The sequence below is a fragment of the Meridianimarinicoccus aquatilis genome (genome assembly GCF_004358675.1).
Taxonomy (GTDB): domain Bacteria; phylum Pseudomonadota; class Alphaproteobacteria; order Rhodobacterales; family Rhodobacteraceae; genus Meridianimarinicoccus; species Meridianimarinicoccus aquatilis.
The window spans coordinates 32809-55752 of record NZ_SMZO01000011.1; the positions used below are offsets into that span (position 1 = coordinate 32809).

The 22944-nt window shown below is 58.4% G+C and carries 22 protein-coding genes; 11 read left to right on the top strand and 11 right to left on the bottom strand.

Annotation, left to right across the window (positions count from 1 at the left end; translation table 11 throughout):
- Nucleotides 1-57 precede the first annotated feature (57 nt).
- On the top strand, nt 58-2316 hold the full coding sequence (locus E2L05_RS06645) for an NADP-dependent malic enzyme (protein WP_133342120.1): 2259 nt from the start codon (nt 58-60) through the stop codon (nt 2314-2316).
- Between the two features lie 60 nt (nt 2317-2376).
- Here E2L05_RS06645 and msrA read toward each other — a convergent pair whose 3' ends face one another.
- Entirely contained in the window at nt 2377-3045 is a 669-nt protein-coding gene (msrA, locus tag E2L05_RS06650) for a peptide-methionine (S)-S-oxide reductase MsrA (RefSeq protein ID WP_133342121.1), read from the bottom strand.
- 176 nt (nt 3046-3221) lie between these two features.
- Here msrA and E2L05_RS06655 point away from each other — a divergent pair, with 176 nt between their 5' ends.
- Nucleotides 3222-3563, top strand: a complete 342-nt coding sequence (locus E2L05_RS06655) for a DUF2853 family protein (protein WP_133342122.1) — start codon at nt 3222-3224, stop codon at nt 3561-3563.
- A 218-nt stretch (nt 3564-3781) separates the two neighbouring features.
- Here E2L05_RS06655 and E2L05_RS06660 read toward each other — a convergent pair whose 3' ends face one another.
- A complete protein-coding gene (locus tag E2L05_RS06660) occupies nt 3782-4612 on the bottom strand; it encodes an LOG family protein (RefSeq protein ID WP_133342123.1) in 831 nt (276 codons plus the stop codon).
- A gap of 86 nt (nt 4613-4698) precedes the next feature.
- Between E2L05_RS06660 and dapD the strand changes: the two genes are divergently transcribed.
- The 5 genes from dapD (at nt 4699) to E2L05_RS06685 (ending at nt 10967) form a co-directional block, all read left to right on the top strand.
- Nucleotides 4699-5526, top strand: a complete 828-nt coding sequence (dapD, locus tag E2L05_RS06665; RefSeq protein WP_133342124.1) for a 2,3,4,5-tetrahydropyridine-2,6-dicarboxylate N-succinyltransferase — start codon at nt 4699-4701, stop codon at nt 5524-5526.
- A gap of 72 nt (nt 5527-5598) precedes the next feature.
- Nucleotides 5599-5925 (top strand): hypothetical protein, encoded by a 327-nt coding sequence (locus E2L05_RS06670; protein ID WP_133342125.1) that lies wholly within the window; start codon nt 5599-5601, stop codon nt 5923-5925.
- Between the two features lie 37 nt (nt 5926-5962).
- Nucleotides 5963-7141 carry a succinyl-diaminopimelate desuccinylase gene (gene dapE / locus E2L05_RS06675; RefSeq protein WP_133342126.1) on the top strand — a complete coding sequence of 393 codons (1179 nt, stop codon included), beginning with the start codon at nt 5963-5965 and terminating at the stop codon, nt 7139-7141.
- A 163-nt stretch (nt 7142-7304) separates the two neighbouring features.
- The gene (gene rnr, locus E2L05_RS06680) at nt 7305-9584 is read left to right on the top strand and encodes a ribonuclease R (RefSeq protein ID WP_133342127.1); all 2280 of its coding nucleotides are present in this window, start codon (nt 7305-7307) and stop codon (nt 9582-9584) included.
- A 99-nt stretch (nt 9585-9683) separates the two neighbouring features.
- Nucleotides 9684-10967, top strand: a complete 1284-nt coding sequence (locus E2L05_RS06685) for a lytic murein transglycosylase (protein WP_243721895.1) — start codon at nt 9684-9686, stop codon at nt 10965-10967.
- 18 nt (nt 10968-10985) lie between these two features.
- Here E2L05_RS06685 and radC read toward each other — a convergent pair whose 3' ends face one another.
- From radC to dnaK, 3 genes are all read right to left on the bottom strand, one after another.
- Nucleotides 10986-11756 carry a RadC family protein gene (gene radC, locus E2L05_RS06690; protein ID WP_133342129.1) on the bottom strand — a complete coding sequence of 257 codons (771 nt, stop codon included), beginning with the start codon at nt 11754-11756 and terminating at the stop codon, nt 10986-10988.
- Nucleotides 11757-11805: 49 nt separating this feature from the next.
- A complete protein-coding gene (gene dnaJ / locus E2L05_RS06695) occupies nt 11806-12960 on the bottom strand; it encodes a molecular chaperone DnaJ (RefSeq protein WP_133342130.1) in 1155 nt (384 codons plus the stop codon).
- Between the two features lie 74 nt (nt 12961-13034).
- Nucleotides 13035-14948, bottom strand: coding sequence for a molecular chaperone DnaK (gene dnaK, locus E2L05_RS06700; RefSeq protein ID WP_133342131.1), 1914 nt, complete (start codon nt 14946-14948; stop codon nt 13035-13037).
- Nucleotides 14949-15304: 356 nt separating this feature from the next.
- Here dnaK and E2L05_RS06705 point away from each other — a divergent pair, with 356 nt between their 5' ends.
- The 4 genes from E2L05_RS06705 to galU all read left to right on the top strand — a co-directional run bounded on the left by E2L05_RS06705 (nt 15305) and on the right by galU (nt 18688).
- Entirely contained in the window at nt 15305-15970 is a 666-nt protein-coding gene (locus E2L05_RS06705; RefSeq protein ID WP_133342132.1) for an alpha-ketoglutarate-dependent dioxygenase AlkB, read from the top strand.
- Nucleotides 15971-16063: 93 nt separating this feature from the next.
- On the top strand, nt 16064-16861 hold the full coding sequence (gene cysQ / locus E2L05_RS06710) for a 3'(2'),5'-bisphosphate nucleotidase CysQ (RefSeq protein WP_133342133.1): 798 nt from the start codon (nt 16064-16066) through the stop codon (nt 16859-16861).
- A 2-nt stretch (nt 16862-16863) separates the two neighbouring features.
- The gene (locus E2L05_RS06715; protein ID WP_133342134.1) at nt 16864-17658 is read left to right on the top strand and encodes a 3-deoxy-manno-octulosonate cytidylyltransferase; all 795 of its coding nucleotides are present in this window, start codon (nt 16864-16866) and stop codon (nt 17656-17658) included.
- A gap of 133 nt (nt 17659-17791) precedes the next feature.
- Nucleotides 17792-18688: a UTP--glucose-1-phosphate uridylyltransferase GalU gene (gene galU, locus E2L05_RS06720; protein WP_133342135.1), complete on the top strand. Its 897-nt coding sequence runs from the start codon at nt 17792-17794 to the stop codon at nt 18686-18688.
- 97 nt (nt 18689-18785) lie between these two features.
- On the opposite strand, the gene E2L05_RS06725 is transcribed toward galU, so the two are convergent.
- From E2L05_RS06725 to E2L05_RS06750, 6 genes are all read right to left on the bottom strand, one after another.
- Nucleotides 18786-19250, bottom strand: coding sequence for a PTS sugar transporter subunit IIA (locus E2L05_RS06725; protein ID WP_133342136.1), 465 nt, complete (start codon nt 19248-19250; stop codon nt 18786-18788).
- Between the two features lie 31 nt (nt 19251-19281).
- Nucleotides 19282-19857: a ribosome hibernation-promoting factor, HPF/YfiA family gene (hpf, locus tag E2L05_RS06730; RefSeq protein ID WP_133342137.1), complete on the bottom strand. Its 576-nt coding sequence runs from the start codon at nt 19855-19857 to the stop codon at nt 19282-19284.
- A gap of 239 nt (nt 19858-20096) precedes the next feature.
- Nucleotides 20097-20849 carry an LPS export ABC transporter ATP-binding protein gene (gene lptB, locus E2L05_RS06735; protein ID WP_133342138.1) on the bottom strand — a complete coding sequence of 251 codons (753 nt, stop codon included), beginning with the start codon at nt 20847-20849 and terminating at the stop codon, nt 20097-20099.
- Complete coding sequence (locus E2L05_RS06740) at nt 20846-21379, bottom strand: LptA/OstA family protein (protein WP_243721896.1); 534 nt, start codon at nt 21377-21379, stop codon at nt 20846-20848. The genes lptB and E2L05_RS06740 overlap by 4 nt, the downstream gene beginning before the upstream one ends.
- Nucleotides 21376-21975, bottom strand: coding sequence for an LPS export ABC transporter periplasmic protein LptC (lptC, locus tag E2L05_RS06745; RefSeq protein WP_133342139.1), 600 nt, complete (start codon nt 21973-21975; stop codon nt 21376-21378). Before lptC ends, E2L05_RS06740 begins: the two co-directional genes overlap by 4 nt.
- A 3-nt stretch (nt 21976-21978) precedes the next feature.
- The gene (locus E2L05_RS06750; RefSeq protein ID WP_133342140.1) at nt 21979-22944 is read right to left on the bottom strand and encodes a KpsF/GutQ family sugar-phosphate isomerase; all 966 of its coding nucleotides are present in this window, start codon (nt 22942-22944) and stop codon (nt 21979-21981) included.

Genomic DNA, 22944 nt, shown 5'->3' on the forward strand with positions numbered 1-22944 from the left:
TGAGGCCATTCCACAGGTCGCGTATGAACGCCCGACCGCGAGGAGGAGCAACCGTCTATGTCCAGCACCAAGATCACCCCGGAAGAGGCCCTGGCCTTTCACCTGAACCCGATGCCCGGCAAGCTGGAGATCCAGGCAACGGTGCCCATGAGCACCCAGCGCGACCTCAGCCTTGCGTATTCGCCGGGTGTGGCTGTTCCTTGCGAAAGCATCGCCGCCGATCCACAGGCTGCTTATGACTACACCGCCAAGGGCAACATGGTTGCGGTCATATCCAACGGAACCGCGGTTCTGGGTTTGGGCAATCTCGGTGCGCTGGCTTCCAAGCCGGTGATGGAAGGCAAGGCGGTTCTGTTCAAGCGCTTCGCGGACATCAACTCGGTCGATATCGAACTCGACACCGAAGACCCGGATGAGTTTTGCCGCGCCGTCCGTCTGATGGGGCCGACCTTTGGCGGCATCAACCTTGAGGACATCAAGGCACCGGAATGCTTCATCATCGAACAGCGCTTGAAGGAAGAAATGGACATTCCGGTCTTCCACGATGACCAGCACGGAACCGCGGTGATCTGCGCTGCGGGTCTGATCAATGCGCTTCATCTGTCGAGCAAGAAAATCGAAGAAGTAAAAATCGTCTTGAATGGGGCTGGGGCTGCGGGCATCGCTTGTCTTGAACTGCTGAAGTCGATGGGCGCCAAGCAGGACAACTGCATCATGTGCGACACCAAGGGCGTGATCTATCAGGGTCGCACTGAGGGTATGAATCAGTGGAAATCGGCTCACGCTGCGCGCACATCGCTGCGCACACTGGAAGAGGCGATGAACGGGGCAGACGTGTTCCTTGGCGTGTCCGTCAAGGGCGCTGTCACCCGTGAAATGGTTGCCAGCATGGCGGACAATCCGGTGATTTTCGCCATGGCCAACCCTGATCCGGAAATCACCCCGGAAGAGGCTCACGAGGTCCGTCTGGATGCAATCGTTGCCACGGGCCGGTCGGATTACCCGAACCAAGTCAACAACGTGCTGGGCTTCCCCTATCTGTTCCGTGGTGCGCTGGACGTGAACGCGCGTGCCATCAATGATGAGATGAAGATCGCCTGCGCGCGTGCGCTTGCTGAACTGGCGCGTGAAGATGTGCCTGACGAAGTGGCTGTCGCTTACGGCCGCAAGCTGAGCTTTGGCCGCGACTACATCATTCCCACGCCGTTCGATCCACGCCTGATCTGGCGCATTCCGCCAGCCGTTGCGAAGGCGGGCATGGACACCGGTGTGGCGCGGCGGCCGATCATCGACATGGAAGGTTATGAGCTGAGCCTGAAGTCGCGGATGGACCCCACCGCGTCGATCCTTGAGGGGCTGCATGCCCGCGCGCGGCAGGCACAGGCACAGATGATTTTTGCGGAGGGCGACGATATTCGCGTTCTGCGGGCCGCGGTTGCCTATCAGCGGTCGGGCCTTGGCAAGGCCATCGTGGTCGGCCGGGAAAACGAAGTGAAGGCAAAGCTGGATGCAGCCGGGCTGGCCGATGCCGTGCGTGAGTTGCGCGTCATCAACGCAGCAAATACCGATCATCTAGAGGGCTATAAGTCTTTCCTTTACAACCGGTTGCAACGTCGCGGATTTGACGCAACAGATGTGCACCGACTTGCCGCACGGGATCGGCACGTCTTTTCAGCCCTGATGCTTGCCCATGGTCATGGCGATGCGATGGTCACGGGCGCGACGCGGAAATCAGCGCATGTCATGGAACAGATCAACCACGTATTTGACGCGGACAGTGCGCATGGCGCGGTTGGTGTCACCGCCTTGCTTCACAAAGGCCGAGTTGTGATGATTGCCGATACGCTGGTGCATGAGTGGCCCGACGAGCACGATCTTGCGAATATTGCAGAAGGCTCTGCAAAGGTCGCCCGGTCGCTTGGGCTTGAACCGCGCGTCGCCTTCGTCAGCTTTTCGACATTCGGCTATCCTGTGTCAGAGCGGGCGGAAAAGATGCACCATGCACCGCAAATCCTGGAACAACGCGGCGTTGATTTCGAATTTGAGGGCGAGATGACAGTGGACGTGGCCCTGAATCCGGAGGCAGCCAAAGCCTATCCGTTTTCCCGGCTTACTGGCCCTGCGAACATCCTTGTTGTGCCAGCACGCCACTCGGCGTCCATTTCTGTAAAGCTCATGCAGGAAATGGCGGGCGCGACGGTTATTGGGCCAATTCTTTCCGGGGTCAGCAAGCCAATTCAGCTATGCAGCACCGGCGCGACCGAAAACGACATTCTGAACATGGCAGTCTTGGCCGCTGCCAATGTCGGCAAGTGACGTTCGCCAAGCCATGGCAGTGCGATAAACGGGCGCCCCATTGTTGGGCGCCTGTAAAAATCAGTTTCCGATAAAGGATGCTGCTGCGTCACCCCATACCCGTTTGACCCGATTGTCCCGCCCACAAGCTTGGCGATACTTCTTATAGGCGCTTGCCTTGGTTTCCAGACCGAACCGTGTCAGCACGCGATCCTGTGATTTGTAGTAATCCTGATGATAGTCTTCGGCTTCAAAGAAGGGTGCGGCATCCAGAAGCTTTACGCGCGCCCTGCGGCCAAGGTCTTCAGAGGCGGCCGCAAGCGCGCTTTGGGCGATACTGTTTTGCGTGTCGTTCATCGCAAAGATCGCCGGGATATACGTGTCGCCCCGATCGCAGAATTGCCCGCCATCATCCAACGGATCAATGGAGCGCAAGAACGTATCCAGAATTGTTCTGTAGTCGATGACGTCCGGATCATATGTAATCAAGACGGCTTCGATGTGCCCGGTCCCACCTCGAACCACCTGTTTATAGGTCGGGTTGGCCACGGTGCCGCCCGCAAAGCCCGATACAGCATCGAGCACGCCGGGCACTTTTTCAAAGTCCGCCTCAACGCACCAAAAACAGCCACCGGCCAATAAGGCTTGTTCTGGTTCTGCGGCATGGCTGTCACCGGCGCGCAAGAACACTCCGCCTAAAATGGCAAGGGTCAGTAAAAGCGGTTTTAGGGCATTTAGACGATTGAACATGTCGCCACCTCCTGAACGCAGCATGCGCCCGTTTCAGGGATGCCACAATTACCCTGACCCGAACGTCACGCAGCGTTGAGCGTCCGTGAACGATTCGTTTATGGTTGCTTTGCGGGTCGGTGCATGCTGACCTGCCCAAAGGCGCAGCAGCGCCCAAGAAATGGGGACAAATTAACATGAGCAAACGCGACGATCTGATTGCGCAGTACGCTGCTGATCTGAAGGAAAAATGCGGCGTCACGCCGGACATGGATCTCTTGACCAAGGTGACCATCGGGCTTGGGCCAAGCATCTACAATGCCGATAGCAGTACAGTTGCCGGCAGCGATCCGGCCGAACTCGACCGCGTGCGTGCTAATTTCCTTGTCAAGAAGCTGGGGCTGACAGACGGGGATGAATTGACGGCAGGTATCGATAAGGCCCTGGAAACATATGGCAAAGGCGAGCGCCGCAAGCTTCGCGCGGTCGTATATTACCTTTTGGTCAAGCACTTCGGCAAAGAATCCGTCTACGCCTGATGTGTCCGAATTTGCCTGCCTGTACGTCTTCGATTGACTAAAATGCCAGATGTTTAGGCTTTGGCGACGCCGCGCCGCGCGTGCTAACCGTGACGGGCCTGCCAGAATGGTTGGGCCCGAATACCGAGCGCGCCTGGTGTCGTGCGCGTAGGGTGAAAGGGTCTCGACCGGGGTGTGTCGGGGCCCTTTTGATACGATGATGGCGCATTTCAGACCTGTCAGAAGCTGAAGCTGTCATCCCCTTCCAACGCGGCGATGGCTTGGGCTGCTGTATCGACATACCGGAATAGTCCCAGATCTTCGGCGTGAATTGTGCCGCTTGCGGCCAAAGCTTCCCAATTGACGATGCTGCGCCAGAAGCTTTCCCCAAACAAAAGGATCGGCACGCGTGACATGCGACCAGTCTGAATCAGCGTAAGCGCCTCGAACAGCTCGTCCAACGTGCCAAAACCACCCGGAAACACGGTGATTGCGCTTGCACGCATCAAGAAATGCATCTTTCGGATCGCAAAATAGTGGAAGTTGAACGACAATTCCGGCGTCACGTGCAGGTTCGGCGCTTGCTCGTGCGGTAGCACGATATTCAATCCAATAGACTTTCCGCCAGCATCTTCTGCGCCGCGATTGCCTGCCTCCATCACACCGGGACCGCCGCCCGTGACGATGACGTTATCGCGTGCGCCAGAGGCGAGGCTGCGTTCTGTCACGTGCTGCGCGAACAAACGCGCCTCCGCGTAATATGGTGCCAAGGCAGCAAGGCCTTCATGTTTGCCGTCGGTTTCGTCCGGGGCGGGAATGCGTGCGCCGCCAAACATGACCACGGTTGACCGAATGCCCGCTTCGTCCAGAGCGGTGTGGGCCTTGAGCAGCTCAAGCTGAAACCGCACGGGCCGCATGTCTTCACGCGACAGGAAATCCGTATCCGTATAGGCCAGCCGGTGCGTCGGCGACCGGGTTTGCGGCGTGTCCGGGATCTGCCGTGCACGTTCCATATCGGCGCGGGCTTGGGGCAGGGGGTGGGCGCCGTTGGGCGTGTGCGGCTTTGTCATGCGGGGCCTCCGGGTTGTTGGCGGCATTGCGTGTGTTGCCCCTTGGGACTATAGCGTCCGGCAGCCGCAAACCAGAGGAAACCGCCATGTCCAACGCTGCTCTCGAATCCGCCATCGAATCCGCCTGGGAGGCGCGCGATGCCATCACGCCCGAAACCAAGGGCGAAACCCGCGATGCGATCGAAGCCACGTTGCACGCGCTCGACAGTGGCAGCCTGCGCGTTGCCGAGCCGGGCGCAGATGGCAACTGGACCGTAAACCAGTGGGCCAAGAAAGCCGTTCTTCTGGGGTTCCGTATCAAAGACATGGAGCCGCAATCCGGTGGTCCGCAGGGTGGCGGCTGGTGGGACAAGGTAGACAGCAAGTTCGCAGGCTGGGGTGCAAGCGACTGGAAAGACGCTGCCTTCCGTGCTGTTCCCAACTGCATCGTGCGCAAATCGGCCTATATTGCGCCGGGCGTTGTGCTGATGCCATCCTTTGTGAACCTGGGTGCTTATGTCGACAGCGGCACCATGGTGGATACATGGGCAACCGTCGGGTCCTGTGCTCAAATCGGCAAGAATGTGCACTTGTCCGGAGGCGTTGGCATCGGCGGTGTGTTGGAACCGATGCAGGCTGGTCCGACGATCATCGAAGACAATTGCTTTATCGGCGCGCGGTCCGAAGTGGTCGAAGGCTGCATCGTGCGGGAAGGGTCCGTTCTGGGCATGGGCGTATTCATCGGTCAGTCCACCAAGATCGTGGATCGCGAAACCGGCGAAGTCATGTATGGCGAAGTGCCCAGCGGGTCAGTGGTTGTTGCTGGCTCCATGCCCAGCAAGAACGGCGTAAATCTGTATTGCGCGGTCATTGTGAAGCGCGTGGATGCAAAGACACGCTCCAAGACGTCGATCAACGATCTTCTTCGCGACTGACCAAAGCCGCGACAGACCGCATAGCCGGGGGCACCGCTTGCCCCCGCATTTTACAACACAGGAGCTTGACCCATGGCAAAGCCGTCCCGCCAAGTGGTGTACACTTTGCTTGTCCAAGTTGGGCGCAAGCAGGGCGATGGGTTGCCCGATGGCGCCACCGGTGCCGCGCTGATGGTCTATGCCTCGGGCGTGGATGAAGCAGAGGCGGTGCGTGAAACGGTGGCAGTGCTGAAGCAAGCCGACCTCGCGCCGCTGGACGTCACCGGTTACGGCACGTTGGACGAGCGGATCGCACAGGGCCATGACATCGACGACGAAGAGCGGGCGATGATGGCGCGCGCCCTGGAGGAAAATGCAGTTGTGGTCGCGCAAATGACACCATTCTTCACCGAAGCGTAACGCGCTGGCCCGCTGCCCCGAAGACAAGGCAAACGCAATGACCATTGATCAGACTGCTAAAAACACACCCGTTGATCCTGTGGACCTGACCGCGCAGCTTGTGCGCTGCGCCTCGGTCACACCGGAGGAGGGCGGCGCGCTTGTGTTGCTGCAGGGCCTGCTGGAAGCCGCCGGGTTTCACTGCACCCGGACCGACCGCAATGGCATCGCGAACTTGTATGCGCGGTGGGGGGCGAAGGGTCACTCGCTCAGTTTCGGGTTCAACGGGCACACGGACGTGGTGCCATTGGGCGATGTCGCGGCTTGGTCCTGTGACCCATTCGGCGCCGAGATCCGGGATGGCTGGCTGATGGGGCGCGGGGCGTGTGATATGAAATCCGGGGTTGCCGCGTTTGTTGCCGCAGCAATTGATTTCGTTAAGGACACACCGCCTGAAGGGGCGGTGGTCATTGCGATCACCGGGGACGAAGAAGGCGACGGCGTCGACGGAACAGCAGCAATCCTTGATTGGATGGATGCGCAGAGCGAGCGGATGTCGATTTGCCTTGTTGGAGAGCCGACGTGCCCCAACACATTTGGGGAGATGATCAAAATTGGCCGCCGTGGGTCGATGACGGCATATTTCACTGCGACCGGCGTTCAGGGGCATGCGGCTTATCCACATCGTGCAAAGAACCCTGTTCCCGCACTGGCGCGGTTGGTGGACCGTCTCGCTTCTGCAGAGCTTGATGTGGGGACGGATCATTTCGACCCCTCGACGCTTGCCGTGACGACCTTTGATGTGGGCAATCCGGCGAACAACGTGATCCCGGCACAAGCGAAGGCTACGGTGAATATCCGGTTCAACGATACGCACAGTTCGCAGTCACTGATTGCATGGTTGAACGCGCAAGCTGGGGCTGTCGCAGCTGAAACCGGGATCGACATTCAGATGTCGGCGAAGGTGTCGGGCGAGAGCTTTGTCACACCACCCGGCGCACTTAGCGATCTTGTGGCCGAGGCGGTCGAGGCGGAAACCGGTGTGGTCCCGGTGTTGTCGACATCGGGCGGAACATCTGATGCGCGGTATGTGCGGGCGCATTGCCCTGTCGTCGAGTTTGGGCTTGTGGGCCAATCAATGCACCAAGTGGATGAGCGGGTCGAGGTTTCGCAAATTCACGCGCTTAAGGCGGTCTATCATCGGACGCTTGCGGCGTATTTCGCACAGCCGACATAGGAGCGGGGGCGCTCCCGCCCGTCTTCGATATCTGTCGATATCTCATCCCGTTGGGCCCGGCCGCGCCGCGGGGCGTCGCGGCGGTTGTGCGGGTGGTTATCTTGCGCTTGAGACTGGTCTTTTCGCGCATGACGCTTCTGCTTGGCCGTGCTAGGTCAGGGGTATGGCACGCATCCCCACAAAGGACGAAATCCTTGCATGGATTTCGGACAACCCGACCCAAACTTCAAAGCGCGACATTGCCCGAGCCTTCGGCATCAAGGGTGCGGACCGCATTCCCCTGAAGGCCGTTCTACGAGGCCTTGAGGCGGATGGAGTTTTGGAGAAACGCCGAAAGACGTATAGAGACCCGGATCGTTTGCCGCCGGTGTCGGTTCTGGAAATGCTTGCGGTGAATTCTGACGGGGACATGTTTGCCAAGCCGCTCGAATGGGAGGGCGACAGCGACGCCATGCCCCGTGTGCTGTATATTCCACGCCCGGCAGAGCCTGCATTGGGGGCCGGTGACCGTATCCTGGCGCGGCTGACGCACGTGGGGCTGGATGATTACACGTATGAAGCGCGTCTGATCCGCCGGATCGGCACCAACCCGCGCCGACTGTTGGGAATATTCCGCGCCGGGGCCGAGGGTGGCCGGATCGTACCGATCGACAAGAAGGCTGACCGCGAATGGATCGTGCAAGCCGGCGCGACGCAGGGCGCCAAGGATGGGGAATTGGTAGAGGCAGAGCAGTCAGGCCCCCGCGCGCGAATGGGATTGCCGCAGGCTCGTATCGTTGCGAGGCTGGGTGACCCATCTGCGCCGCGCGCCGTATCTCTGATCGCGATTCACGAGCATGGCATTCCCGATGCGTTTCCCGACGCCGTCCTGGAAGAGGCTGATCGCGCTAAGCCTGCCGGTTTGGGCGGGCGTGAAGATCTGCGGGATCTGCTACTCGTGACCATCGACCCGGCGGATGCTCGCGATCACGACGATGCCGTTTTGGCGCATCCTGATGAAGACCCGGACAATCCCGGCGGGCATGTGATTTGGGTCGCGATTGCCGATGTGGCCCATTACGTGACGCCTGGGTCTGATCTGGACAGAGAGGCGCGCAAGCGCGGCAACTCAACCTACTTTCCTGACCGCGTGGTTCCCATGCTGCCCGACCGCCTGTCGGGCGATCTGTGTTCTTTGCACGAAGGCGTGCCGCGTCCCTGCATCGCAGTTCGTATGCGCATCACGGCAGAAGGTGAAAAGATCGCGCATCGTTTTGTGCGTGGGATGATGCGGTCCGCCGCCTCGCTGACCTATGAAGAAGCCCAAAGCGCTATTGATGGCACGCCATCGGACCGGGCCGGACCGCTGCTAGACCCGGTGATCCGCCCACTCTATGCGGCCTATGCGGCGCTCAAGACGGCGCGTGGCAGGCGGCAACCGTTGGAACTGGACCTGCCCGAGCGGCGGATCGAATTGAGCGAGGATGGCAAGGTGTCTTCGGTTGCGTTCAGACCCCGCTTCGACGCGCACCGCTTGATCGAGGAGTGCATGGTCCTGGCCAATGTCTGCGCGGCAGAGACCCTTGGAGCCAAGAAACGGCCGTTTCTATACCGGGTGCATGAAGAGCCCAGCGTCGAAAAGCTGGACGCGCTGCGCGAGACGGCGCAGGCTGCGGGGCTGACGCTTGCCAAAGGGCAAGTGCTTCAGACGCGGCATCTGAACCGCCTTTTGGAGCAAGCGGCCGACACCGCAGAGGCAGAACTGATCAACTTGTCCACGTTGCGGTCGATGACACAGGCCTATTACAGCCCTGAAAACTTCAGCCATTTTGGCCTCGCTCTTCGTCAATACGCGCACTTCACCTCTCCGATCCGGCGCTATGCCGACCTGATCGTGCATCGGGCGCTGGTTTCGGCGCATCGTTGGGGGGATGGCCGTGATGGGCTGAGCGCAGAAGAGGCCGATCAGATCGAAGCGACCGCCAAGCACATTTCCGACACTGAGCGGCGCTCGATGCTGGCAGAGCGGGACACCAATGACCGGTACCTTGCAGCCTATTTGTCGGAACGGATCGGCGATGAAATGGCAGGTCGGATTTCGGGCGTCACCCGCTTTGGCTTGTTCGTGAAACTTGACGAGAACGGCGCCGATGGGCTTGTGCCAATCCGCAGTCTTGGGTCCGAGTTTTTCCACCATGACGCACAGGCCCAAACACTGATGGGGTCCGATACCGGCTTGACGCTTGGTCTGGGGCAGGTCGTAACGGTAAAGCTGGCCGAGGCCGCGCCGGTGACGGGCGGCGTAATTTTGGAGCTTCTGGAGGTGGACGGTGCCGTCATGCCGCGCGGCCCGTCACGCGGCGCTCGCGCTGGACGCAAGGGCAAGCCGCCGCGCCGCAAGGCCGGTAAGGCCAAGGCAAAGGCGGCAAAGACCAAGCGAAAGGTCGCGCGTACCCGGCGCTGACCCCTATCCTGATGGTTGCGCTTGCGCTATTCTTGGGCAAACGAGGGCCACAAAGGCCCCGGCCAGCCCGAGCAGGAGTTTGCCCCGATGCGTCCCGTCATGACCGCCCTGACTATTGCCATTGCCGCGCAGGCTAGCCCTGCGCTGGCCCAAACCCCAACACCGCGTCCGACTTCGGGGATCGCTGTCGCACAGGCCGCGACGACATCGCCGCGACCGTTGCTGCGACCCGGCGCGCCGGAGCAGATTCAGCAGGCGTCGCTTGGCGCGGCTGGCTTTAACGCTTGGGTACAGGACTTCGCCAAGCGGGCCCAACGGCAGGGCGTACCCTTTGAGGTGGTCAAGGCATCGCTGACCGGCATTCGGTATGATCCGGACATCATCGCGCTGGACCGCAATCAGGCGGAATTCAGCAAACAGCTTTGGGAATATCTGGACAGTGCCGTATCGTCGAATCGGATCAACACGGGCCGATCGATGCTGTCGCGCTACGCCACAGCGCTGGACAAAATCGAACGGCGCTATGGCGTAGACAAGGAAATTGTCGTTGCGATCTGGGGGCTAGAGAGCGCTTATGGCGGCTTCCGGGGGAACACTGACACAATAGAGGCGTTGGCGACGCTTGCTTATGATGGCCGCCGCGGTGCCTTTTTTGAGGAGCAGTTGGTTGCTGCGCTTAAGATTGTGCAAGCTGGCGATGTGAACCCGCGTGCGATGAAGGGAAGCTGGGCGGGGGCCATGGGCCATACGCAGTTCATGCCAACCTCTTATCTTGATCATGCTGTCGATTTCACCGGGGATGGGCGGCGCGACATCTGGTCTGACAATCCTGTGGATGCTCTGGCGTCTACGGCGGCGTATCTCGATGACTTCGGATGGAAAAAGGGCCAGCCATGGGGTGTTGAGGTGCGCGTGCCGCAGGGGTTCGACTATGCCGTCGCTGGGGATGGCGAAAAAACTGTGGCTGCGTGGTCCCGGCTCGGTGTCCGCGGAGTCGATGGCGGCAACGTAGCAAACCATGGAAAGGCCCAGTTGCTTTTGCCCGCTGGCGCGCGAGGCCCAGCCTTTCTGACTTTCGGCAATTTTGACGTGATCAAGCGCTATAATGCGTCCACAAGTTACGCGATGGCGGTTGGGCATCTGGGCGCGCGGATGCGTGGGGCACCTGATTTCACGGCCTCTTGGCCGCGAGGCGATCGTGCGCTCAGCAGCCGTGAAAAGGAAGAGATGCAGAAGCGGCTAACCGCCAAAGGGTTTTCGACAAACGGGATTGATGGGCGCGTCGGCCCAGATACCATTGCTGCCATTCGTCGGTACCAAAAGGCGATGGGCTTGGTGGCTGATGGGTATGCCTCAACCGATTTACTGACGCATCTGCGCTGACCGCCCGGGTGTCGCCAGCTAAAGGTCGTCCAAATACCCCATTGACCGGAAGCTAAGCTCCTGTGATTTGCCGATAATAAGGTGATCATGCAGCGTTAGCCCTAGAACATTCGCCGCGCTTTGAATCCGGTCCGTCATGGTGATGTCCGCCTGAGATGGGGTGGGGTCCCCGGACGGATGGTTATGGACAAGGATCAACGCCGAAGCGTTCAGTTCCAACGCGCGTTTCACGACTTCACGGGGGTAGACAGGCACATGGTCAACGGTCCCCCGTGCCTGCTCTTCATCCGCGATAAGGACATTTTTGCGATCGAGGTAAAGAACCCGGAATTGTTCATGTTCCAAATGGGCCATGGTTGTGTGGCAGTAGTCCAGAACGGCATCCCAGCCTGATATTACTGGCTTTTGCATCACCTTTGATCGGGCCAGCCTGTGGCTTGCCGCTTCTAGGATCTTTAGCTCAAGAATGACTGCCGCGCCAACGCCGCGTACCTTGAGAAGACGGTCATGCGGGGCAGAGCAAACGCGCGCGAAATCGCCAAACGTTTCCAGAAGCCTGCGCGCAACCGGCTTCACATCGCAGCGCGGCAGGGCGCGGAATAGCACAAGCTCAAGCAGTTCATAGTCGGGCATTGCTGCTGCGCCGCCCGTCATAAACCGTTCCCTTAGCCGTTTGCGGTGGTCCTTGATGTATGAGGGAAGTTTCCTCCCCTTGGGGTCCGTCGCAATAAACTCCTGCCCCTCAAAGAGAGGCAGGAGTGGTTCGTGAAAGGAATTTTGGTCACTCATGACCCGGACTGTGGTTCAGGTCTCTAAATTTAGAGTTAAACTAGCGTCATCAGCTTTTCATGCCGTCCCAAAAACCCTTCACTTTCGTAAAGAAGCTGGCACCTTCCGGATGATTATCTTCGGATTCAGCCTCAAAATCGCGCAAGAGCTGCTTCTGCTTTGACGTCAGGTTCACCGGGGTTTCAACGGCCATTTCGATGAACATGTCACCGTGATTGCCGCCGCGCAACGTTGGCATGCCTTTGTTGCGCAGGCGCATCTGGCGACCGGATTGGCTTCCTGCCGGGACCTTCACGCGTGAGCGTCCGCCGTCAATCGTTGGCACTTCGATGTCACCGCCAAGTGCAGCGGTCGTCATAGACACCGGAACACGGCAGAACAGGTTGGTGCCCTCGCGCTGGAACAGTTCGTGATCTGTCACTTCGAGGAAGATATACAGATCACCTGTTGGTCCGCCGCGCATACCGGCTTCGCCTTCGCCCGCCAAACGGATACGTGTGCCGGTTTCAACGCCTGCCGGGATGTTTACCGAAAGTGTGCGTTCTTTTTCAACCCGCCCGGCGCCGCGACATGCCTCGCAAGGGTTCTTGATGATCTGGCCAAGACCAGAGCACGTCGGACACGTGCGTTCGACTGTGAAAAAGCCTTGCTGTGCACGGACCTTGCCCATGCCCGAACAGGTGGGGCAAGTGACAGGCTCTGATCCGCCCTCTGCGCCGGTTCCGTTGCACGACGTACACGACACAGCTGATGGAACTTTGACGGTCTTTTGCATCCCGCGATACGCATCTTCGAGGGAAATCCGAAGGTTATATCGCAGGTCAGACCCGCGGGCAGCCCGTTGCCGACCGCCGCCACCGCCGCGTTGACCGCCCATAAAGTCGCCGAAAAGATCATCAAAAACATCTGAAAAGGCCGATGCGAAATCTGCCTGTCCAGCACCGCCGCCGCCGGGCCGCGCACTTGCGCCCATGCCGCCTTCAAACGCTGCATGGCCGAAACGGTCGTAAGCGGCCTTTTTATCGGCGTCCTTCAAGACCTCGTAGGCTTCGTTGGCTTCCTTGAACAACGCTTCCGAATTCGGGTTGTCAGCGTTGCGGTCTGGATGATGTTCCTTGGCTTTCTGACGATAGGCTTTCTTTACCTCGTCCGGCGACGCACCGCGCCCCACGCCCAGAATCTCGTAATAATCTCGTTTTGCCATTCGCACGTGTCCCCTGGAAACGCAGAACCGGCCCCGCTTTCTTTGTCAGGGCCGGTTCGTACATGTCGCCGCGCTTAGGACGCGCGCTTGTTGTCGCCCAAATCTTCGAAGTCCGCATCGACGATGTCTTCATCGGCACCTGCGGGGCCGTCTTCGTCGTTGTCCGACCCCTCACCGGCTTCGGCTTGCGATTTGTAGATCGCTTCACCAAGCTTCATCGAGGCTTCCATGACGTTCTGGATGCCCGACTTGATCTTGCCGGTGTCTTCTTTCTCAAGCGCCTCTTCCAGAGCGGCCATTGCAAACTCGATCGCCTCGACCGTGGTCGGGTCAACCTTGTCGGCATGCTCTTCCATCGACTTCTTGGTCGAGTGAATGAGGCTTTCTGCCTGGTTCTTGGCTTCGACCAGCTCCTTGCGGCCCTTGTCTGCTTCGGCGTTCGCTTCGGCATCCTTGACCATTTGGTCGATCTCGTCGTCCGACAGACCACCCGATGCTTGGATCGTGATGTTCTGCTCTTTGCCAGTGCCTTTGTCTTTCGCGCTTACGGCAACGATACCGTCGGCGTTGATGTCAAAAGTCACTTCGATCTGCGGCAGGCCGCGCGGCGCGGGCGGGATCTGTTCCAGGTTGAACTGGGCCAGCATCTTGTTGTCCGTCGCCATTTCACGCTCGCCTTGGAAAACGCGGATCGTCACGGCGCTTTGGTTGTCCTCGGCGGTCGAGAAGATCTGCGATTTCTTGGTCGGGATCGTGGTGTTGCGGTCGATCAAACGAGTGAACACGCCGCCAAGTGTTTCGATACCAAGGCTGAGCGGTGTCACGTCCAGCAGAACCACATCCTTGACGTCGCCCTGAAGAACGCCGGCCTGAATGGCGGCGCCCAGTGCAACAACCTCGTCGGGGTTCACACCCTTATGCGGCTCTTTGCCGAAGAACTTGGTGACTTCTTCGTGCACGCGCGGCATGCGGGTCATCCCGCCGACCAGAACAACTTCGTCGATGTCGTTGACCGTCAGGCCGGCATCTTTCAACGCGGCTTGGCATGGCTTGAGCGACGCCTTGATCAGGTCACCGACAAGGCTTTCCAACTTGGCGCGGGTCAGCTTCATGACCATGTGCAGTGGCTGGCCGTTCGGACCCATCGAAATGAAGGGCTGGTTGATTTCGGTTTGGCTGGCCGAAGACAGTTCGATCTTGGCCTTTTCCGCAGCTTCCTTGAGACGCTGAAGCGCCATCTTGTCTTGAGTCAGATCAACGCCGTGCTCTTTCTTGAACTCACCGGCGAGGTAGCTGACGATGCGCATGTCAAAGTCTTCACCGCCGAGGAATGTGTCCCCGTTGGTGGATTTAACTTCGAACAGGCCGTCGTCGATTTCCAGAATGGTGACGTCGAATGTGCCGCCGCCAAGGTCATACACGGCGATTGTGCGCGCCTCTTTCTTGTCGAGGCCATAGGCCAGTGCCGCAGCGGTTGGTTCGTTGATGATGCGCAGCACTTCAAGCCCGGCAATCTTGCCGGCATCCTTGGTGGCCTGACGCTGAGCGTCGTTGAAATACGCCGGAACGGTGATGACCGCTTGCGTCACGTCTTCGCCAAGATAGCTTTCGGCGGTCTCTTTCATCTTGCCCAAGATAAAGGCGCTGATCTGGCTGGGGGAGTACTTTTCACCGCGCGCCTCGACCCAAGCGTCCCCATTGCCGCCATCGACCACGTCGAAGGGCAGGTTCTTCTTGTCTTTGGCGATGTCCGCATCGTCGAAGCGACGACCGATCAAGCGCTTAACAGCGAAAATGGTGTTGTCTGGGTTGGTTACTGCCTGCCGTTTTGCAGGCTGACCAACGAGGCGTTCGCTTTCCGTGAACGCGACGATGGATGGTGTTGTGCGTGCGCCTTCGGCGTTTTCGATGACACGACCCTGCGACCCATCCATGATGGCGATGCAGGAGTTGGTCGTTCCGAGGTCGATACCGATAACTTTGGCCATTGTCGTACCTTCTTTCTGGCGATCATGGGGGAGAGCCCATTGCGGCGCTGTCCCCTATCCCTTGTCTATAATCTTGCCGGGCTTACCCAGCGAACTGCGGAGTATATAAGGGCGGCACCTAGGGCCTGCAAGCGGCCCCCGCCCATCGTTTTTGCAGATTTTTTCGCATTTTCCGATCGGCAGGCGCGCAAATTGTGTTCCGTTGCGCATGAGTCGCGATTCAATCAGCCAAGTGATGTCGTCGAAGGGCTGGTATCGGCTGTGCGGTGAAGTAGGGTGTCGATAAACCAAATGAGCGTTGTCTGTTTAGATTGTAAGAACCGGATCTTGAGCAGGCCGTTGTGATGGAGCGAAGTATGCGTGTGAGGGACACCCGGCCGCATGTGTTTCCTTTGGGCGCAAAAGAAACGGCGGCAGATCACGTCGCGCTTGATCTGGGCGGCGTGCGTGTTCTGCCCGGACTTTTGGGTCCGCAAGCGCAGGCCAATCTTGTTCAGTCGCTGCGCCTGATGGTTAAATCCGCGCCACTTTTGCGGCAAACGACGCGTCGTGGCCGGCAACTGAGTGTACGGATGACAGCCGCTGGGGCGATGGGCTGGGTTTCGGATCAACGGGGATACCGGTACGAACCGAACCACCCAAACGGGCACCCGTGGCCTCCTATCCCGGACCAACTGCTTGAAATCTGGGCGGCTCTGGTTCCTGAAGCCCGTGCGCCGCAAAGCTGCCTTGTAAACTTCTATGGCGAAGGTGCGCGCATGGGGCTGCATCAGGACCGTGACGAGGCGGACATGGCGCAGCCGGTGGTTTCGCTGTCTTTGGGCGACGATGGCTTGTTTCGTGTGGGTGGAACGACCCGTAAGGCCCCAACACAATCTGTTTGGCTTAAATCGGGGGACGCTGCGGTCCTCGAAGGGCCGTCAAGGTTGGCATTTCACGGGGTGGACAGAATCCGATTCAAGTCATCGAAACTCTTACACAGCGGCGGCAGAATAAACATCACGATGCGCGTTGTGACCTAAAAAGCCCTTGTGGGCGTGCGTCGGATTGAAGGCTTGCCCCTCCTGTAAGGCGAGTAGATAAGTATAGTGACGTTTTAAATGGGGTTCCGCGTGATGGATCATAACAAGTTGGAAATTGAAATGCGTCGCCTTGCGCTTGAAGCAGGTGATATTATCATGGCGATTTATGCGCGCGACGATTTCGATGTGCGTGCCAAGAGCGATGACAGCCCTGTAACAGAGGCGGACGAAGCTGCCGATGCGCATATTTCCGCTGGGTTGCGGGCAGCATTTCCTGACACGTTGCTGGTCACGGAAGAACAGGCCGGATCGCACACGCAGACGGCCACAGACTTCCTGATTGTCGATCCTTTGGATGGCACAAAAGAATTTGTTAAGCGTCGCGGCGAATTCACGGTCAACATTGCCTATGTGGAAAACGGTGTGCCGGTGCGCGGCGTTGTTTATGCGCCTGCGAAAGACCGTCTTTTCTACACCCGCGCTGATGGTCAAACGGTCGAGGAAACTGGCCCGTTCGACAAGGCAACGCCCGGCGAGGTTAAAGAAATGAAGGTCGGCACGCCTGACAACTCTGCTTTGATGGTGGTCGCATCCAAAAGTCACCGCGATGCCGCGACGGACGAGTATATTGCCAAGTATTCGGTGAAGGATATGACAAGCGCCGGTTCATCGCTCAAGCTATGCCTTGTTGCGACGGGTGAGGCAGATATCTATCCGCGTCTTGGCCGCACGATGGAATGGGATACCGCAGCAGGACAAGCCGTATTGATGGGCGCCGGTGGCGCGATGGTCCGGTACGACGATCATTCGCCGTTGGTTTATGGGAAGTCCGGCTATGAAAACCCGTTTTTCATCGCCTATGCGCCCGGCGTGGACCTGAAACCGGCCTGATCATGTCCGTCTTGATTGCCATCCCAGCGCGCTATGCGTCGACCCGGTATCCCGGTAAGCCTTTGGTTCCTTTGACCGGGGCTGACGGGGTCGCAAAAACTCTGATCCAGCGTTCTTGGGAAGCCGCAATGGCAGTGCGGGGTGTTGATCGGGTCGTGGTCGCAACGGATGATGACCGTATCGCGGATGCAGCACGGGGCTTTGGTGCTGACGTGGTCATGACCGCGGAGAGCTGCGCCAACGGAACAGAGCGGTGTGCTGACGTGCTCCGGCACCTTAGCGATACGCCCGATATCGTGGTCAACCTTCAGGGTGATGCGCCGCTCACCCCTGCGTGGTTTGTCGAGGATCTTGTCGCTGCGTTGCGGGCAGATCCCGACGCCGATGTTGCCACGCCTGTTCTTCGGTGCGATGGGCGCGCGTTGTCGGGGTTTCGGCAGGACCGTTTGGAGGGGCGGGTCGGCGGGACAACGGCGGTGTTCGACGCGAACCATCGGGCGATGTACTTTTCCAAGGAAGTTGTGCCCTACACCGGGCGGGACTACGACGAGGCCGCGCCAACCCCGGTGTTCCATCATGTGGGTGTTTACGCCTACAGGCCTGCGGCGCTGATGAAATACACTTCGCTTGCTGTTGGACCCTTGGAGCAACTCGAGGGCCTCGAACAGTTGCGTTTCATGGAAAATGGGCTGTCTGTGAAATGCGTGGAAGTTCAAGCAAAAGGACGAAGTTTTTGGGAACTTAACAACCCGGAGGACGTTGCAAAGATAGAGGCAATGCTGCGCGACGAGATGTAAGGCAAACAGATTGGCATAGTCACATGAGTGCGTACGTGGCGTTCAGTCGCTAAAGCACTGCTTAAGGTTGCTAGAAGGCTGGCATGGGGCCATGCTTTTTTTGCGTTACCAATATTACGAAAAGAGCCACACCATGACACGTAAGGTTTCTAAGGCAGTTTTTCCGGTTGCAGGGCTTGGGACTCGATTTCTCCCCGCAACGAAATCCATCCCGAAGGAAATAATGACGCTGGTTGATCGACCGCTCATCCAGTACGCGATCGACGAAGCGCGCGACGCGGGCATCGAAGAGTTTATTTTCGTAACCTCGCGCGGGAAATCTGCATTGGAAGACTACTTCGATGCGGCACCGCACCTGGAAGAAACGCTTCGTGCGAAAAACAAGACGGCTCTTTTGGAGGAGTTGAAGAAAACCGATATGCCCAGCGGCGCGATCGCGTACGTTCGCCAGCGCGAAGCGTTGGGGCTGGGCCATGCTGTGTGGTGCGCCCGGCGTTTGATCGGGGACGAGCCCTTCGCGGTTCTGCTTCCTGATGACGTGATTGCATCGGATGAACGGTCATGTCTCGCACAGATGGTTGATGCCTATCAGGAAACCGGAGGCTGCATGGTTGCTGCAATGCAAGTGCCTCATGACAAGATTTCATCTTATGGCGTTCTCGATGTCGAAAAAGAACACGGGCCGATCGTGACGGCGAAGGGTATGGTCGAAAAGCCCAAGGCCGAAGATGCGCCCTCTGATCTTGCCGTCATTGGACGGTACATTCTGTCCCCGAATGTTCTTGATAATCTTAATAACCTGAAAGCTGGCGCTGGCGGTGAAATCCAACTGACGGACGCCATCGCGCATGAAATTGGCGGTCCCGAAGGTGTTCACGGCTATCGCTTCCGAGGGCAGCGGTTCGATTGCGGATCAAAGGCGGGCTATTTGCAGGCAAGCGTTGCATTTGGCCTTGCCCGCGAAGAACTGTCAGAAGAGCTTGAGCACTTCATGCGCGATATTCTAAGCATGTCGACGGCGGCTAGCTAATTTTATCTAGCGTTTCGTTCTAAAAAAGGGGCCTCCGATATATTCGGCGGCCCCTTTTTCATGAAGTATATGCAACGGCAACCATTGCCAAAGCAGATCAGGCTGCCTGTGATTCCTCGCTGCCAATGAGGATGGCGTGCAGGATCATGGGGTCATCATTGGCGCGCAGCTTTGCTTGTACTTTGTTCCCGCGAAGTGCCCGCGACACCAAGGCCAGCGCCTTCAGGTGCTGCACGCCGCTGTCTTCTGGCGCGAACAGAGCAAACACCAAGTCTACCGGCTGACGATCTACCGCTTCAAACGCAACGGGTCGGTCAAGCTTCACAAACACGCCCGACACCGTTTCAAGGCCCGGTATCCGAGCGTGCGGAAGCGCAACGCCGCCACCTACACCGGTTGGGCCGATGCTCTCGCGGTCCTGAAGTGCAGACAGGGCCTCCTCTGGGTCGAGGCCATAACAGCTCGAGGCAATATCGCACAAATCGCGCATCAAGCGCTTTTTGCTTGTTACACTACCAAGAGTCTTTACGGCTTCCGGCTTCAGAAGAGAACCCAGTGTCATATCAAGCACTTTCTGCCTTCAGTTAAGGCCGTCAGGTGGTCCGCTCGGGCTCAATCCACCCAATATTTCCGTCGTCACGGCGATACACCACGTTCACACCATCACTGCCTTCGTTCTTGAAGACCAGCACGGGACTTTGGGCCAGTTCCATTTGCATCACGGCCTCACCGACCGAAATTGATGGGATGCGCGTTTGCATCTCAGCGATGATGATAGGAGTCAGGCTATCGGGTTCGTCGTCGCTTTCTGCTTCGTTTGTGGCGATCACATATGACGAAGCGCCGGAAGCTTCAACCGGTTGTGCGCGATCCTTGTGGTGGTCTTTCAATCGACGCTTGTACCGGCGCAGCTGCTTTTCCATCTTTTCGCAGCATGAATCAAAACATGGGTAAATTTCGAACGCCTGCCCTTTGGCGCTGACGGTAAGTCCTGTCGACAGATGGACCGTTGCTTCGCAGACATGCTCCGCTCCGGACTTGGAGAATGTCACCATCGCTTCTGTCGGGCGCTCGGCATATTTCTGCACAACGACGGTCAATTCGTCCTGTACGTATGTCTGAAGCGCTTCGCCAACGTCGATATGTTTTCCGGTGATCTGGTAACGCATGAGTCCTCCTGTGCGCGTTGAACTTTCGGCGCCTCAAGTCCCGGTGTGTGACGCCGGGTTCCTAAGGAACCATTAATCATTTAGGCGAAAGCGCACGACCGGCCCTCTTTCCGAAGATACCGCTCTCTTCGCCAACTTGTCCCGGGTCCGGGGTGAGCATTCTGACACTCGATCCTGACTGCATACCTTTCATTTGGCTCTACAACCTTGCCCCATGTCAATGTTTCTCACGCGTGACGCTAGTCTATCTTGAAGCCTTGCCCGAGATATACGCGGCGCACATTTTCGTTTTCCACAACATCTTTGGTTGTGCCGCTCATAAGCACTTTGCCGTCATGCAGGATGTACGCACGGTCAACAATTTCTAGTGTTTCGCGCACGTTGTGGTCTGTAATCAGCACGCCAATTCCGCGTGTTTTCAGGTCAGATACAAGCGCCCGAATATCGCCAACCGCAATTGGATCGACGCCAGCAAAAGGTTCGTCCATCAGAACGTATCGCGGGTTTGCGGCAAGGCAGCGGGCGATTTCGACTCGCCGACGCTCGCCACCAGACAGCGACAAGGCGCGTGCGCGGCGCAAGTGTTCGATGGAAAATTCGGACAAAAGCTCTTCGAGACGCTCACTGCGTGTGGTCCGGTCTGGCGTGGCAATTTCAAGAATGGCGAGGATGTTGTCTTCGACGCTTAGTCCGCGAAAGATGCTGACCTCTTGAGGAAGGTAGCCAATCCCCATCTGTGCGCGGCGGTACATCGGCAAGATCGTGACATCGACCCCATCAAGGATTACCTGGCCGCCTTCTGGTGTCACGAGCCCGGCGATCGAGTAAAAGCAGGTTGTTTTGCCGGACCCGTTCGGCCCGAGAAGGGCAACAACTTCACCCCGATGCAAATCTAGGGATACATCGCGGATAACCGGGCGCTTGCGATAGCTTTTCCGCAGGCCCACGACCCGCAGTCCGGCATCCCCTGAAGTGACGTTCAGTTCAGTCATTGATCTTCATCGGTGCCGGGTTGCAGCACTGTGCGCACACGGCCCTGCACTTCGCCAAGCCCGGTTTCCAGATCAACAATCAAACGATCCCCGGCCACCGTGTTGCCGCCTTGGGTCAGCAAAACATCGCCTGTCATCACCACTGAATTGGTCAGGGGGGTATAAATGGCTTCGTTACCTTCGGCGGCCTCTTCGGGGGTGATCAGCAGGACATCGTCGCGCGCGGTGATCGTGTCGATATCGTCGCCTAATGTTCCGTCAGGGTTCAGCAGGTATGTCACCAGAACCCACTGCGCGGTCAGGCGCATGTCGCCCTGAACGGCCAGCACATTGCCCGTAAACAGGGCTGTGCCCTCGGCGCGCGCAAGATCAAGGCGGTCGGATGTCACTTCAACCGGTGCATCCGGGTCGGAGTTTCGAAACCCGCCGGTTTCCGTCCCTTGTGCAAGCGCACACAAAGGTAAGGCTGCTGCCATCGCCAAACCAGTCACCACACTGCGCATCACGGCCGCCCCTTCAACATGTCTCATGGTGTATATAACAACCTAACGTCTCCGGTGAACACCGTTCGCGTCTGCATCTCATCCTTTGGATCCGTGAAAATTTCCATGCGGTCGGACGTGATCCACCAATTCGGCCCATCAATTTGAACGGGCGCCAGAGTTTCCAGATAACTACGGTCATTGCGTAACCGCAACGCATCGGTGCGCAAAACAGCGCCGTCAGAGCTTACTACAACAACATTGTCCCGCAGGGTTGAGCGCATGGCCGGTTCGTCCAACTCGCCGTGATCGGCGGTCATATCGTAGAACACGCCGTCGGGCATGGCCAATGTTGCTGCCATCGTCTCGCCCAGTGTCACGTGGTCACGCGCCGTGTCTGGGACCAGAATTTCTGCGGTGATCGAAAGCTCTCCGCCATCATCGGTCACTGCGGAATAGCGCGGCGTGCCAAGGCGTTGCGTCTTGGCGAGATCCTCAATTGTCTGATCGACAAAGCGCAGCGGTTCTCCTTCGGGCTGGGAGCGGGCGAGAAACACAAGCGTTGACAGCAGTCCCAAAGCGATCAGGGGCAGCATGTACTTGGTGGCCACAACGGCCTGTGTATAACGGCGCCCGGCTGACACTGATCAGACCACACCTGCACGCAGGCAGTCGTGGATATTGATGATCCCGACCAATTCACCGGTGTCATCCACGGCAAAAAGACAGGTGATCTTGCGCGCTTCCATGATGGCAACCGCTTCTTGGGCCAGCGCACCGGGGTTGATCGTCTTTGGCCCGGCTGTCATCACATCGCTCGCGCTGCGTTCAAGCAGTCCGGTCATTTTTCGCCGCAAATCACCGTCAGTGATGATCCCGGCCAATTGTCCCGCTTCGTCCTGAACACCGACGACCCCGAACCCCTTTTGACTCATGGTGACCAGAACTTCGGTCATCGGGTCGGCCATTTCAGCAAGTGGAAGTTCCGACCCGGTGTGCATGAGGTCGGCGACTTTCGACAGTTGTGCACCAAGCTTTCCACCCGGATGGAATTTGCGAAAATCCTGTGGGCTGAAATCGCGATGTTCCATCAGGGCGACGGCAAGAGCATCGCCAAGAGCAAGCGTCATCGTCGTTGATGTTGTGGGCACAACACCCGTTCCACAGGCTTCTTCCGCTGGGGGAAGAACCAACGCGACATCTGACTGCCGCAACAGCGTGCTTGCGGGTTTTGATGCGACACCGATCAGTGGAATTCCAAAGCGGCGCGTATGGGCAATCATGTCTGCCAGTTCCGGCGTCTCGCCGGAATTTGACAGCATCATGACGACGTCGCCATGTGCAAGCATGCCAAGATCGCCGTGGCTTGCTTCGGCCGGGTGCACGAAATGCGCAGGTGTCCCAGTTGAGGCGAGCGTTGCGGCAATCTTGCGTGCGATATGCCCCGATTTTCCCATGCCGGACAGGATCACCCGGCCTGTTGCGTCGAGCATCATTGCAACTGCTGCGGCAAAGCTATCGTCAAGCGCTTCGCCAAGCCGCGACAGCGCTGCGGCTTCAATGGATATTACGCGTCGGCCGACTTCCAGGAATTTTTCGTGATCATGTGTCAT